Here is a 13,729-nt window from a genome sequence, read left to right on the forward strand (position 1 = left end):
TCTTGAGAGAAATGTAGGGTGCTGGTGAGTCTTCGAACCGCACCAAATGTGTTCTCATTCGCTATTAGAACTTTGAAAGCACATTTGGTGCGGTTCGCAAAGCCTCACCGGCACCCTACGAAGAACCCGGGTAATGTCGACGTGCCTTTCGTCGCTCAATCCAGCTGGCCGGTGGTGAGGGCGTAGGTGAAGGCCTTTTCCAGGTCGGCGGGTGTGGGGGAATGAGTTGTTTCCAAGAGGGCGGCGAAAGGGTTCTGGTTTTGCTTGAGGGCTTTGTAGTACGAGTTCAGCGTGCCCTGTTGTTGCAACCACAGGCAGAGGGTGCGGGAGAGGGCGTATTGGAGTTGCTGGTCGGCGTCGCGGGGGATGCCGGTGCGGGTCAGGTCTACGAAGGAGATGGGCAGTTTGCCGGTGCGGGTGACGATGTCTTTCAGGAGACGGGTGCGCCAGTTGGAGAGACCGATGAGGCGGCCGGTTTCGTCGATTTCGCAGTGTTCGTGCAGCGAGGCGAGGCCTTCGTCGAACCACTCCGGGAGGTTCTGGCAGTCGGCTTGCGAGAGGGCGTGCGTCAGTTCGTGCGTCAGAGTCCCCGAGCCTGTTGAGAGGTTGACGACCATGCGATGCTGGTCACGCAGATAATAGCCATAATAGCCACGTGGGCGCCGCTTATCCCAGGCCCAGGCGAGGTCCTGGAACGTCTTCTCGCTGGAGGTCAGGACAATCACGATCGGCTGATCGGGACGCTGATGGAAATAGGTCAGCCACATTGCCTCGGCGGCGGGGAGGATGACTTCCTCGTGAAGCGAACGGAGGCGTTCGATCGGGACGTCGCCGGTGATGACGAAGGGGCTGGCGACGAGGGTTCGGAAGTTCGAGGTGACTTTTTCGCGGTACTCGTAAGCTTTGTGAACGCAGGCGACGCTCAGCGGGTCGGGCTTCGGGTCGTTGAGGATTGCTTGGAGGTCGGCCTGCTGGTCTTCGGAAAGAAGATAGATATGAGACGGCCCGACGGCTTCCCGCGCGGGCAGATGGGAGCCCATGGAGACAACGTAGCTGCCGTAGAGCAGGACGGGTGGTCCTGCCCAGAGCATCCATGTTCTCCACGAATCAGGCATGTTTGACTTCGCTGGTCGGGTCTGGTTGAGACGGTTAGGGTGGTTGCAAAAAACAGGGAAGCTACAGAATACTTAACAATAAGCCTGCAAATGGGTTACGCATCCCACGTTAAATGATTCTGCCTTCTGTTGAATGAGAATCAAACCAATTTGTGAACAGTCAAGTCAATTGCTACGATGAACCAAACCCAGACGGGACAATCGTTGCGTCCCTGAGGATTCGCCGAGATTCACTAAAAGGTCATCCAGGGCACAAAGTTACGCGAAGAATTGCAGATGGTCAGGCCGTCTGGTCTTCTAGGTGGGATACTTTGTGTTGAAGTGACATTGGATGGAGTACGGTGCTCGAGGCCGACTGTATCGAGCAGAGGACAGAACACCATGACGAGCACAGTACCGACACCGAAGCCGAACAACATACCGACACCAAAGAACGCGACAACCGACTCAAGCTCGGATCACGCTGGCCAGGGGGCTCGTCCCCCGCTCTCATCGCCGCCAAATCAACTCGCCATGTCGAGAGGGATGCACTGCACCATGTATGACTTTCTGGGCGCTCACTACACGATCGAACAAAACATTGAAGGAACTCGCTTTGCGGTCTGGGCTCCCAACGCCCGCGAAGTCTGTGTCCTGTGTGACATCAATGGCTGGAAGCATAGCGCATTTTATCTGCATGGTTCGAACGCGGGGATCTGGTCGGGCTTTTATCCGGGCGTGAAGCCGGGGATGGCGTACAAGTATTCGATCCGCACGCAGAATCAACACCTCATCGAAAAAGCGGACCCGTACGCGTTTTACTTTGAGAAGCCGCCGAAGTCGGCCTCGATCGTTTATCAGCTTGGCAACTACAAATGGAAAGACGACAGCTGGATGAATCGTCGTCCGGAGACGAACTGGCTTGAAGCGCCGGTCTCTGCGTACGAAGTTCACCTTGCCTCGTGGAAGCGTCCCAGCGATGGGCGAAAGTATTACAACTATCGCGAGCTCGCGCATGACCTCGTCGACTATGTCAAAGACATGGGTTACACCCACCTGCAGCTGATGCCGATCACGGAGCACCCGTTCGATGGGAGTTGGGGCTATCAGACGATCGGGTACTTCGCGCCGACGAGTCGCTTTGGAACGCCCGATGACTTCCAGTACTTCGTCGACCACTGTCACCAGAACAATATCGGCGTCTTCGTCGACTGGGTGCCAGCCCACTTCCCGACGGATGCCCATGCCCTGGGACGCTTCGATGGGACGGCCCTCTACGAACACGCGGACCCGCGCCAAGGTTTCCACCCGGACTGGAACACCTTCATCTTTAACTACGGCCGGAACGAGGTGAAAAACTTCCTGCTGTCGTCTGCGAGATTCTGGTTCGACCAGTACCACATTGATGGCCTGCGCGTGGATGCGGTTGCCTCGATGCTTTACCTCGATTACTCGCGCAACGAAGGCGAATGGATTCCTAACCAGTTCGGCGGTCGTGAGAACCTGGAAGCGATCCAGTTTTTCAAAGACATGAACACGATGCTGCATGCCGAGTTTCCGGGCATTTTGACGATCGCGGAAGAGTCGACTGCCTGGGGCGGAGTCTCGCGCCCCGTCTATGACGGCGGGCTGGGCTTCTCGCTGAAGTGGGACATGGGATGGATGAACGACACGCTGCGTTACATGCACCTCGATCCGATTTATCGACGTCACCATCAAAACGATCTGTCGTTCCGCATGATCTATGCGTTCACAGAAAACTTCATGCTGCCTCTCTCGCACGATGAAGTCGTCCACGGCAAGCGGTCTCTCATCTCGCAGATGCCGGGCGATTACTGGCAGCAGTTTGCCAATCTGCGACTGCTGTATGGCTATCAGTACGCCCAGCCTGGCAAGCTGATGCTGTTCATGGGCGGCGAGATCGCCCAGTGGCATGAGTGGAACCACGATGAAGAACTCGACTGGGCCCTCATCGGCCAGCATCATCACGATGGCATCCGTCGGTTCGTGGCGGATCTGAATAAGATCTATTCGTCGCACCCTGCTCTGCACGAAGTCGACTTCCGCGACGAAGGGTTTTCCTGGATCCAGGCGGATGACTACGAGAATTCGGTCTTCGCGTTCTGTCGCTTCTCGAAAGACCAGAAGCAGACCATCATCTGCGTCTTCAACTTCACGCCTAACCCGCGCGAAGGGTATCTGGTCGGCGTCCCCTTCCCGGGAACCTACAAAGAGATCCTCAACTCCGATGCTTCGATCTACGGCGGGACCAACGTCGGCAACGGCGGGGCAATTCATACCGTCGAAGAATCGATGCACGGCCGGGCTCAGTCACTCGATCTGACGATCCCGCCGCTGGGGCTGGTGTTCCTGCGGTATGAGGGGTAAGGCGACTGCGGAGGGATTTGACACAGAGAACATAGAGGCCACCGAGTCGGAAGAGATGCGCCGTGCTTGTGGCTGCAAGCAGGGCATGTGTAAGTGTTGAGAGAGGAAGTCTCATCGCTTTTTAGTGACGTCGCCTGACAGTTTCGTTTTCGTTGTGATAGAGTGAAAGAAGTTTCACTCAAGTCAGAAAGAGAATAAGCCATGTCACGGACGGCGTTGGTCACTGGGTTTACGATTGTGCTTGTCGTGCTGGCGTCGGTGCCGACCGCGTATGGGTTACGGTGGAGTTATTGTCGGCATTATGGCAACCAGTTATGGGCGATTCATTCCCAACCTCGCATTGATCATGAAAAGTTCTCTTGGAGTAAGAAGAGCAAGGAAGATCGGGACAAGCTTCAGCGCTGGTCAGACGCGATTGCCAGACATTACGCACCCGAACACGATTCGTGGAATTCATTGTCCGTCGTGGAACGAGATGGAGAAAGCTGTCGCATCTTCTCGGAGCATCCAGAGAAGCTATCGTATTTTCTACGACCAGAGGTTGAGGAACCTATCCCCGGAATCCACTTGCATCAGATCTCATACTTCTATGGTTCTCCAAGCCTTGAATCTATGGCAATCTCAAATGATTGCCGAATGCTCGCATATTCCACATGGCATAACACTGACTTCGTTCGCACGAGTTTCTTCTTGATTGACGAGACCGGGAAAAAATCTAGTGATGACCGCCTCGTGCTGAAAGATCTATACTCATGGAGTTCAGAACATCATTTCGGAGAAACGCACTACGGAATGAACGTGACAGTCTCCCGACTACCTGATCCAGTTTATGACGCAATAACCACGGCAGACGAACTTGTCGCTAACGGATTGAAATCTCTTAACGAACTGGAAGCGGCAATTATCAAGTACATTGATTCTGACGAACCAACTTCGACATCTCGGAAGCTGGTGCCTGTTGTCGATGTGAATGCATGCTCGTGTGACAAAGAGTATGGTCCTGCAAATCGGCAGTTAACATCAAAAGAAAAGGCAGAGATTCTTTCAGATGTCACAATGGAACTGGCCAGACGACGAACATTAGTAAAAGAGCATGGTAAAGTCTGGTTCGAGACGCTGCAGAAAATTCGAATCGAGGTGGAGTAGATGTTCTCGCGACGGGTGATCGTGGCAAGTGGGACGGCGGTGATGGTCTTCATGGTCGCGGGTGGTTTGCTTTACGCCTGGCGATGGCGGTCGTGTTATAGCGAATCGGAATTGAAGGTTACCAACGAGGTTGTCACGGAGATCTTCGGTGATGATTCGCAGAATGCGGATCAGTTTGGGAAGCCTCATGATGAGCAGGTTACGCGCTGGGTAGACGAATTGACTCGGCGTTATCCTGAGCGGTCGGATTCATGGAGTGGAGTTGAGGAAGCGGCTCGGGATGCACACTATCGGATCTGGAGTGCGCCACCGGAGCCGAGGATTTTCAAGTCGACGGAGCAGCAGCGGTTTTGTACGCATACGCTTGATTTGCGTTATCCACGCAAGTCTCTGCATGCGGAATGTCGGTCAGAGGATGAACGATTCGAAATCCTCTGCGTGCTGTCTGATGTTCCTGCGATTCGTCGACTCACGTTTGAGGATCATGAGACGAAATTGAAGGGCTCGCTGGAGTTCTACGAAATCGGTTTCTGGCAAACGCTCGTCGATTTCGATGGTATCCATTATCGCCTCGTCGCCAGTGTCGATGACTTTTACGAGGACGTTCCGGTCTCATCCGGGCGAACGTCGCATGAGTTGAACTGGGCCGCGCATTCGTATCGGTTTCTCAATCAAGAGAAGTTCCTGGAGACGTCACTCTACACGCTCGACGAACTGGAAGAGCGGATCCGCAAACTGCTGGATTCCGACGATCCGATGCTCTCCGGCTTTCGGAGCGTCCCCAACGTCGACGTCATCCACTGCACTTGTGAATTCGAGTACCCGCCAGCCGATCGCATGCTGACGGATGACGAGAAGGCGACCGTCCTCGCGGACGCGGTCGCTGAACTCAACCGACGACGCGACTTGCTGAGAGAACATCACGTTGTCTGGTTTGAGATGCTGAAGAAGGTGATGGTGGAGTAAGAGAAAGCAGGTTTCACCACAGAGACACGGAGGGCACGGAGTTTAAGAAGAGAAACGAATCTTTTTATTCTCTCTGTGTCCTCCGTGTCTCTGTGGTAAATCATCTTATTGTTATCTGCTTTTTAACCACGACGATTCATCAGGCGCTCTGGTTTGCCGAGGCCGTGACCTTCGATGCCTTCGAGTTCGATGGCTGTGACGCCGAGGATGATATCGAAGTTGGCAGCGAGTTCGTTGAGACGGGATTCGGGGATGGCGATGAAGTCTGCGACGACGGACTTCTTGAGTGTCTCATCGCCGATTTGTCGGTAGACGCCGTCTTTGTCGTTTTGTTTTTCGCCGTTGATGAAGATCTGCGAGGTCAGCAGGCGCTTGCCGTTTTTGTTGACGGCGATGTGGATGTGGGGCGTGCGTCCGGGATACGGGACTGGCTTGATCGTGCGGAAGTAGTACTCGCCTTTCGCATTGGTCAGGAAACGGCCATAGCCCTGGAAGTTTTTGTCTTCTTCGCCGAAGTTATTGGCGGTGTGAATGTAGTGGCCGTTGTGGTCGCACTGCCAGATTTCGACATACGCATTTCGCACCGGTTCGCCCGACGCCGTCAGGACTTTACCGGTCAGGTGGGTGATCTGGCCGAGGGAGGGGGTGATGTTGTCGTTGAGGAGAATCAGATCGTTGTCGGTATCGAGAGGCAGATGATCGGGATAAAACGGGCCTTCGGTGGTGCGGGCTGTCTTGGTCAATTCTTCAGCGAACGCGCCGGGAGTTGTCCACCAGGCCGCTGCAGCGAGGGCAGCCGTGGAGGTGAGGAACTGGCGACGTGGGAGATAGAGATTGGACATGGGCTGGGCTCTCGATGAGATGGGCGAAGAGAATGCGAACATGAATGATTTGTAGGGTCCGCCGTGCGGGGCGTCAATGTGCGGTTTTCGTGCGACGGGGCGACGAGTTGATTTACATGCAAGATCATCGCGGGTCGGGCAATGTGAGGTGATTGATGGTCCGCACAGCGGACCCTACAAGAAACACCGCTTGTGGCAACCGGTTCCGTGGAATGGTCAATCTCGTTCTGGGAATGTATAACGGCCTGATGGAACCTATTTCTGTTACTCAGCTGACGGTCGAGCTCAAGGAGCTGATTGAGTCGAATTTTTCCGACGTTGCCGTTGTCGGGGAGATCTCGAATTTTTCGAGGGCTTCATCGGGGCACTGCTACTTTACGTTGAAGGATGATCGCAGCCAGATTCGGGCGGTCATGTGGAAAACGAAAGCGGACCGCCTCAGATTTGATATTCACGACGGGCTGGAAGTTGTCGTCGTCGGGCCGGTGGGCATTTACGAAGCCCGTGGCACGTACCAGATCACTTGTGAGCAGATGATCCCTCAGGGGCTCGGCCCGCTGGAACTGGCGTTTCGTCAACTGCACGAGAAGCTGTCTCGTCTGGGTTATTTCGATACCGAGCGAAAACGCCCCCTCCCCTTTCTGCCTCGTCGCATTGCGCTGGTCACCAGTCCGACGGGAGCCGCGGTGCGGGACATGCTGCAGGTCATGACGAGACGCTGGCCGAAGCTGAATCTCGTCATCGTTCCTGTCCCCGTTCAAGGCGACGGTGCCAGTCACCACATCGCAGCGGGCATTCGAGCAGCGGCTCACATTCCGGACGTCGACATCATCATCACGGGGCGTGGCGGTGGGTCACTGGAAGACCTCTTCTGTTTCAACGAAGAGCCCGTTGCGAAGGCGATTTTTGAATCGCCGATCCCGGTCATCTCGGCGGTCGGTCACGAAATCGACGTGACGATCGCGGATCTCGTGGCGGACCGACGTGCTCTGACGCCGAGTGAGGCTGCTGAGATTGTCACGCCGAAATACGATGATCTCCTGATGCTGCTCGAAGGGGCCCGTTCTCAACTCGCCAATGCCCTGCGAACCCGCGCCCATCGTGCGCGAGCGGCCCTGGATGCGCTTGCGTCGCGTCGCTGCCTGACTCACCCGACGAGTCGGATCAAGGAACTCGCGGAACGTGTGGATGACTGGGAAGCCCGCCTGTTGCGCGCCTACAAGTCTCGTCTGCAAACTTCGCAACATCACGTCGCTACTCTCGCGACTCAACTGGAGCACCTCAGCCCCCTCAAGACCCTTGCCCGTGGGTACAGCTTAACGACAACCAATGATGGTCATCTTGTCTCGACGATCGACGATATCGAACAAGGCCAGCCACTTCAGACGCGCGTTCAGAACGGCGTCATTCGCTCCACAGTGACCAGTGTGGAATCGATCGATGCGCGAGAGTGATCATGATCGCGTCTGGCAGATCGTGAGGAGTTCACGTCCCATGACTGAGAGAGGGAGATGAGTGATCTGCTCCCAGGTTTTCCAGGTGTACTGATCGCTGGGGGAATGTTTGCGGGAATCGATGTTTGCTTCGAGGCAGACGAGGGTGATGCGATAACGGGTGACGGATTGACGGGAGATCGCGAGCGTTTTTGACAAGCGACAAGGCAGGCCGGTTTGCTCTTGGAGTTGCGATTCGATCGATGCGATCTCAGATTCGGTGAGTGGTTCGAGTGGGAATAAGCCCGGGCGTCTGGTGGCGGTCTTGATGGATTTCAATCGCAGTGAAGATTCTTCGTCGAGATCAATGCGCACGAAGTCCCAGAGTCCTGCCCAGCGCTGGCTTGGAGCGTATTGCTGCATGAGGACGTTGCCATTGTGTTCGATGACGACGTAAGCCTGTGCGATCTCGGTGGCTTTCTGGCGAGCGGGAAGGACAGGGATAGAAGCTTGCTTTCCCTGTTTGAATGCTTCGCAGTGTTTGGAGACAGGACACGTTTCACAGGATGGTTCAACAGGACGACAGATCCGGCTGCCGAGTTCCATGACCGCCTGATTGAAGAGGCCGGCGTCTTTCGTCGGAACGATGGCTTCTGCGAACTGCCAGAGAAACTTTTGCGAAGCGGACGTCTTGAGATCGTGTTCGTAGCCAGCCAGGCGAGCGTACAGACGCTGGGTATTGGCTTCGACGATCGGGGCAGAGAGGTTGAACGCAAAAGAGGCGATTGCGCCCGCTGTGTACCGGCCGATGCCGGGGAGAGACTGGAGGGCGTCGACGTTCTGAGGGAAGTCTCCCTCGTACTGCGTCATGATCGCCTGAGCGGCTTTCCGGAGATTGCGAGCGCGCGAGTAATAGCCCAGACCTTCCCAAAGACGGAGGACGTCCTGTTCGTCAGAGGCGGCCAGCGAGGCGACATCGGGGAACGTCGTGAGAAAGCGTTCGAAGTAAGGAATGACGGCAGCGACCGTTGTCTGCTGCAGCATGATCTCGCTGATCCAGATGCGGTAAGGATCATGAGAGGCACGCCATGGAAGCGGTCGGGCGTGCTTTGAATACCAGGCAAGAAGAGAGCGTTTGAAGGCGGCTTTGTCGGGGAGGATCATGAGGTGAATCGTATGCCATTGCACCCCGAGCAGCAACGACGCGGGGCATGAACTTCTGACGCTCGGGCTCGAAACAGCCTGATCAAATGGAAGCGGGCTGGAATCGAGGCGTCAGCGCGAGAATGAAGACGACGCCCGTGGCGATCAGGCAAAGCTGGGAGAACCAGTCGCCCCAGGTGGTGTAAAAACTGCTGCGCGGATCGAGAGGAATCGGTGTGACCAGGGCTGCATTGAGCTGGCGGTGAAAACGTCCCGAAGAGTCTCGCATGGAATTTCGCAGGGGACCTTCCGATTCGAAATCGCCGTCAATGAACACTTCCGGCTCGATGATGTGACCATCGCCATCTATGAAAGCCGAGATCCCCATATTGGCAGCCCGTGCGAGAGGGACGCGGTTCTCGACACAGCGGAACAGGGCGGTGATCAGGTGTTGATCGTGTTCGCTGCTGCCGTGGAACCAGCCATCATTGGAGAGGTTGACGAGGCAATCGACATCGCGTCGATAGGTAACATCGCTTTGGGTTAGTTTGTCCTCTGGAAGTCGAGTCGCGCTGACGACGTCGCGGACCAGATGAGGGACCGAGTCTTCAAAGCAGATGACCGGTGAATAACGATAGCCTTCATAGTTGAACGACGTAGCGACTTTGCCTGAATCCAAGCCCATATCGGCAGCGATGGGGGTCAGCTTTTCGAGGAAAGGGATCTGCTGGTAGAGAGGCAGGTACTCGCCGAAGGGGACGAGGTGAATCTTGTCGTAACGTGCCTGAACGCCTTCTTCTGGCTTGATGAAGACCGCGGAGTTGTAGGAATCGAGTCGGTCTTTCTCGGCTTGATAGGTCGTGATGCCGATGATCGAAGCGGCTCCTGTACGGTCAGCGATTTCCTTGAGGTGGTCTTTGGTGCGGGGGTCGGACCAGTACTCGGTCTGCACGAAGGGCGCGATGCTGCGAAGCGTGTTTTCGTCGCTGATGCCATTGCGATCGAACAGCGGGAAGCGGAACATCGCCTCCGGCCAGATGATGACATCGGGCTGATGCTGAACCGATTGAGACGTCAGGTCTTCATAGGTGAAGAGCACTTCCTGGTGATTGTTGTCAGGAGCCATCGAGGCGACAAAGTCCCCTTGAATCAATGCCAGTCTCGGACCGACGGGAAAGGCTTCGTGAGACAGGCGGATCGTTCCATAGAGATAGGTCAGACAGAAAACCGTCGCGGCGAAGACAAACGACCGCAGAGGATAAACGTGTGGCGTGAACGAGGGAGCATCGAGTGATTGATCGTTGATGGAGAGCAGCCCCAGACGTCGGTAAAGACGTGATGGAACGAGTGTCAGCAGCGCGACATTCATCGCGACGATGACAAACGAGATGGCATACGTCCCGAAAAGATCCGCGATCTGAATCATCGGCAGCCACTGGTACTGAGTATGGGCCAGGAAGTACCACGAGAAGCCAGTCATAAGATGCGAGCGGAGGAATTCGAACCCTGTCCAGATCACCGGCGCGGCGACGACCAGCGGCAGCTTGAGTCGATGCACGCTGACTCGACATAGTCGCAGGAACAGCGGGAAATAGAGGGCGCAGTAAAACGACAGCGCTCCCCAGGCAATGTACATGCTGATGTCCCCGAGTCGCATCCATTGCAGCGCGGGGACGAAAAATGCGAGGCCGCCCAGGAAAGATGCTGTGTACATTCCACGCGTCGGGCGAGGAATGCGGACGAGCATCAACATCGGAACCAGCGCCACCCAGGCAAGGAACCCGAGGTTCAACGGAAAGAAGCAGGCATACAATGCCAGCCCCGATGCTGACGTGCAGGCCAGCGCCGCTAGAAACGTCGCGGGTGCAGTCCGGGCATTGCGAATGAGACGACTGATTTCCGGAGTGGGTGTCGTCGTTGCTGTTGACGAAAGATTGTCTGAGGCGACGGGGGATTCAACAGGTGAACTCATAGCAGGAGAGCTTTGTCCGGGATCAACACGGAAGAGAGCACGTCGCGGCGGAGGCGACGAGACTTCAGAGGGAGTGGCTGTCAGCGGCGAGGAGGTCGATGTCTCGGTCGAAGCTGGTGTCATCCGTGAGACCTGCTTAATGGCGGTGATAAAAGTCGGTTTTGACTGAAAAAGTAGCGACGAGGTTATGGTAAACCGTTGCTGCGTTTTTGGATAGGCGGATTTGCCGCAGTGCAAGTTTGAACGTGGGTAAGGTTTACAACAACGGGCAAGTCTCGTTGAGGCCTCTTGACGATGTCAGGCTGGTGTCGTAGTTTGCGCCGCTTGTGTCGCGAGATCGATTTTCACTGATCGATTTTGCACGCAACCCCCTCCTCACCTCACTTCTCGTTCACTTCCCCCCAGACGATTCCACCCAGTCGATCCCCTCCCCGGGTGTCGACTCCCTCCTCAAACGGAATCGTGGAGCCTGCCTCATGGCCCGAACACCTCTGATCCGAAGTCTCCTGACGGTTACGGCAAGTCTGACTGCGATCACCTTGCTGGCATTACCGAGCGGCTGTACGTCGCTTGGCCTGGGTTCGATTTCGTCAATGATGAAACCCAAAACAAAGTTCATCAACGAAGTCGGAAATGATGACCAGTTCCGCACCGACGAACAGCTCGATGTCTATGAGCCCCCGATGATTGGCGACCATACGAACGTCTCGGGAACGAACGTCGTTGTCCTGGAAGGGATCGGGCTGATCACCGGCCTGCCGAATACGGGTGGCGATCACCCGGCAAGTTATGAGCGGACTCGGCTGCTGGAAGATATGCGACGACGTGGTGTCCCAAATCCAAACGCCATTCTCCAGTCGCCTTCGACGGCACTCGTGATTGTCCGGGCCTATCAGCCCGTGCTGGCGAAAAAAGGAGATCAGTTTGATGTCGAAGTCAAACTGCCACCGGGTTCAGAAGCACGCAGTCTCAACGGCGGGTGGCTGATGGAATGTGACCTTGTCGAAAAGATGATGGTCTCCGATGAGAAGGTCCTGGAAGGTAAAACCGTCGCGAGAGCACAAGGACCGATTCTGGTCGGGCTGGATGCTCCTGGAGTCAATCCGAATGACGGACAGCTTCATCCAGAACTTGTCGTGGGAAAAATCGTGGGGGGTGCAACCAACATCAAAGACCGCGATATGTCTTTGTTTCTCAACAGCGACTTTCGCATCGGTCGTAACTCGGAACGGATCGCGGAACGGATTGGAACTCGATTCTATGACTACAACGAACACGGTCACCGAGTCCCGCTGGCAGAAGCCAAGACCGATAAAAAGATCGTCCTGAATATCCACAAGTCGTATAAAGAAGACTACGGCCGCTATTGGCGCGTGATCCAGAACATCGCTTTCAAAGAAACTGAAGTTGAGCAGCGCGTCCGTATGGAGCGTCTCAAGGAAGATCTTCACAATCCCGACAAAGCCGAACATGCCTGTATCCAACTGGAAGCCATCGGCGAGAAGACCAAATCGATTCTGTATGAAGGCTTAAAGGCTCCGACACTGGAATGTCGCTTCTATGCCGCGATTTCGCTGGCGTATTTGGGCGATACCAAGGGTGTCGACGTTCTTTACGAAGCTGCCAAAGATGAGCCCGCGTTCCGCGTTTATGCCCTGGCTGCGATGGCGGTGACGAAGGATGCAGAAGCGATGCTCGCACTGCGACGTCTGCTCGATGAGCCAAGTAAGGAAACTCGCTTCGGTGCCTTCCGCGCCATGACAGTCATTGATGAACGCGATCCGTTTATTCGCGGCGAACAGATGAATGATCAGTTCAAGCTCCACGTTCTGGATACCAAGGGCGAACCAATGGTTCACCTGACGACTATTCTGAAACCCGAAGTGGTGTTGTTCGGAGCAGAGCAGAAGCTGATTACTCCCGTTGCGATTCGTGCAGGCAAAGACATCCTCATCTCAGGCGGAGCTTCCGAACAGGTCATCACGATCAGTCGTCACCATGTCGGAGAGCAAAGTCAGACGCGAAAAGTCTCGACTCGCCTGGACGATGTGATTCGTACGGTGATCGAACTCGGAGCGACATTCCCCGACGTGGCGTTGATGCTGGCTCAGGCTGATCGTCAACACAATCTGGAAGCTCGTATTGGGATTGATGAGCTGCCTTTGGCGGGGCGTCTGTATGAGCGTCCAAAACAAAGTGGCCCGTTTATCGATTCCAACAACATCAGCCCGACAAGAGCAGTTGGCCACCTCCACAATACGCCCAACATGTTCCAGAAGGGCGTCCTCGACGAAAACTCCACCAAACCTCTGGCCAGCGAACCATTGCTTGGCATCAATTCGGACAGATCCGAAAAAGAAAAAGAAGAGGAAGAAGACCAGACTCCAGGCTTCGCCAAGAAGTCATTCCTCCAGGGAGTCAGCACCAAACCGAAATTTGAAGAGCGACCTGTCGATGACGAAAAGTCGGAGTCGAAAGAGAGCAAGAGCAGCAAGTCGAGCAGCAGTAGCAGCAGCACGACTTGGGGCAAGGCTCGTTCGATCCTGACCGGGACGTCTGGACCACCATCCCAATCAGAACCAACGTCTGACTCTTCTAAGTAGGAGACTTTTCCCGCTTCGTTGAGCCTCACTTCCATCGCGAACGACCCCGGATCACCCCCCCTCCGGGGTTCGTTTGCGTGATGTCAAAACCAATGATTACTTCCGCCATTTTCCCTCCGGCTAAGCCCTAAGCCCCAATCCC

The 13,729-nt window shown here is 55.4% G+C and carries 9 protein-coding genes; 5 read left to right on the top strand and 4 right to left on the bottom strand.

Annotated features, from left to right (window positions below):
• Positions 1–155: 155 nt before the first annotated feature.
• The gene (locus tag SH248x_RS15210; protein ID WP_459555147.1) at positions 156–1,115 is read right to left on the bottom strand and encodes a cytochrome c-type biogenesis protein; all 960 of its coding nucleotides are present in this window, start codon (positions 1,113–1,115) and stop codon (positions 156–158) included.
• Positions 1,116–1,496: 381 nt separating this feature from the next.
• Between SH248x_RS15210 and glgB the strand changes: the two genes are divergently transcribed.
• From glgB to SH248x_RS15225, 3 genes are all read left to right on the top strand, one after another.
• Positions 1,497–3,482 carry a 1,4-alpha-glucan-branching protein gene (glgB, locus tag SH248x_RS15215; protein ID WP_459555148.1) on the top strand — a complete coding sequence of 662 codons (1,986 nt, stop codon included), beginning with the start codon at positions 1,497–1,499 and terminating at the stop codon, positions 3,480–3,482.
• 201 nt (positions 3,483–3,683) lie between these two features.
• The gene (locus SH248x_RS15220; RefSeq protein WP_459555149.1) at positions 3,684–4,628 is read left to right on the top strand and encodes a hypothetical protein; all 945 of its coding nucleotides are present in this window, start codon (positions 3,684–3,686) and stop codon (positions 4,626–4,628) included.
• A complete protein-coding gene (locus tag SH248x_RS15225; RefSeq protein WP_459555150.1) occupies positions 4,629–5,594 on the top strand; it encodes a hypothetical protein in 966 nt (321 codons plus the stop codon).
• Between the two features lie 122 nt (positions 5,595–5,716).
• Here the strand turns inward: SH248x_RS15225 and SH248x_RS15230 are convergent, their stop codons facing one another.
• Entirely contained in the window at positions 5,717–6,436 is a 720-nt protein-coding gene (locus SH248x_RS15230; RefSeq protein WP_459555151.1) for a dioxygenase family protein, read from the bottom strand.
• A 212-nt stretch (positions 6,437–6,648) separates the two neighbouring features.
• On the opposite strand from SH248x_RS15230, the gene xseA reads away from it, so the two are divergent.
• On the top strand, positions 6,649–7,890 hold the full coding sequence (xseA, locus tag SH248x_RS15235) for an exodeoxyribonuclease VII large subunit (protein WP_459555152.1): 1,242 nt from the start codon (positions 6,649–6,651) through the stop codon (positions 7,888–7,890).
• Here the strand turns inward: xseA and mutY are convergent, their stop codons facing one another.
• Both mutY and lnt read right to left on the bottom strand, forming a co-directional pair.
• The gene (gene mutY / locus SH248x_RS15240) at positions 7,891–9,033 is read right to left on the bottom strand and encodes an A/G-specific adenine glycosylase (protein ID WP_459555153.1); all 1,143 of its coding nucleotides are present in this window, start codon (positions 9,031–9,033) and stop codon (positions 7,891–7,893) included.
• A gap of 82 nt (positions 9,034–9,115) precedes the next feature.
• Positions 9,116–11,107: an apolipoprotein N-acyltransferase gene (lnt, locus tag SH248x_RS15245; RefSeq protein ID WP_459555154.1), complete on the bottom strand. Its 1,992-nt coding sequence runs from the start codon at positions 11,105–11,107 to the stop codon at positions 9,116–9,118.
• A gap of 353 nt (positions 11,108–11,460) precedes the next feature.
• On the opposite strand from lnt, the gene SH248x_RS15250 reads away from it, so the two are divergent.
• Entirely contained in the window at positions 11,461–13,587 is a 2,127-nt protein-coding gene (locus tag SH248x_RS15250) for a flagellar basal body P-ring protein FlgI (RefSeq protein WP_459555155.1), read from the top strand.
• The last annotated feature ends 142 nt before the right edge of the window (positions 13,588–13,729 follow it).

It is taken from the genome of Lacunimicrobium album (genome assembly GCF_052161635.1).
In the GTDB taxonomy this organism is placed as follows: domain Bacteria; phylum Planctomycetota; class Planctomycetia; order Planctomycetales; family Planctomycetaceae; genus SXPC01.

What these genes read in the sequence shown, in the direction of transcription:
- SH248x_RS15210 (WP_459555147.1), bottom strand. Translation starts at nt 1,115, where the DNA reads ATGCCTGATTCGTGGAGAACATGGATGCTCTGGGCAGGACCACCCGTC.
- glgB (WP_459555148.1), top strand. Translation starts at nt 1,497, where the DNA reads ATGACGAGCACAGTACCGACACCGAAGCCGAACAACATACCGACACCA.
- SH248x_RS15220 (WP_459555149.1), top strand. Translation starts at nt 3,684, where the DNA reads ATGTCACGGACGGCGTTGGTCACTGGGTTTACGATTGTGCTTGTCGTG.
- SH248x_RS15225 (WP_459555150.1), top strand. Translation starts at nt 4,629, where the DNA reads ATGTTCTCGCGACGGGTGATCGTGGCAAGTGGGACGGCGGTGATGGTC.
- SH248x_RS15230 (WP_459555151.1), bottom strand. Translation starts at nt 6,436, where the DNA reads ATGTCCAATCTCTATCTCCCACGTCGCCAGTTCCTCACCTCCACGGCT.
- xseA (WP_459555152.1), top strand. Translation starts at nt 6,649, where the DNA reads ATGGTCAATCTCGTTCTGGGAATGTATAACGGCCTGATGGAACCTATT.
- mutY (WP_459555153.1), bottom strand. Translation starts at nt 9,033, where the DNA reads ATGATCCTCCCCGACAAAGCCGCCTTCAAACGCTCTCTTCTTGCCTGG.
- lnt (WP_459555154.1), bottom strand. Translation starts at nt 11,107, where the DNA reads ATGACACCAGCTTCGACCGAGACATCGACCTCCTCGCCGCTGACAGCC.
- SH248x_RS15250 (WP_459555155.1), top strand. Translation starts at nt 11,461, where the DNA reads ATGGCCCGAACACCTCTGATCCGAAGTCTCCTGACGGTTACGGCAAGT.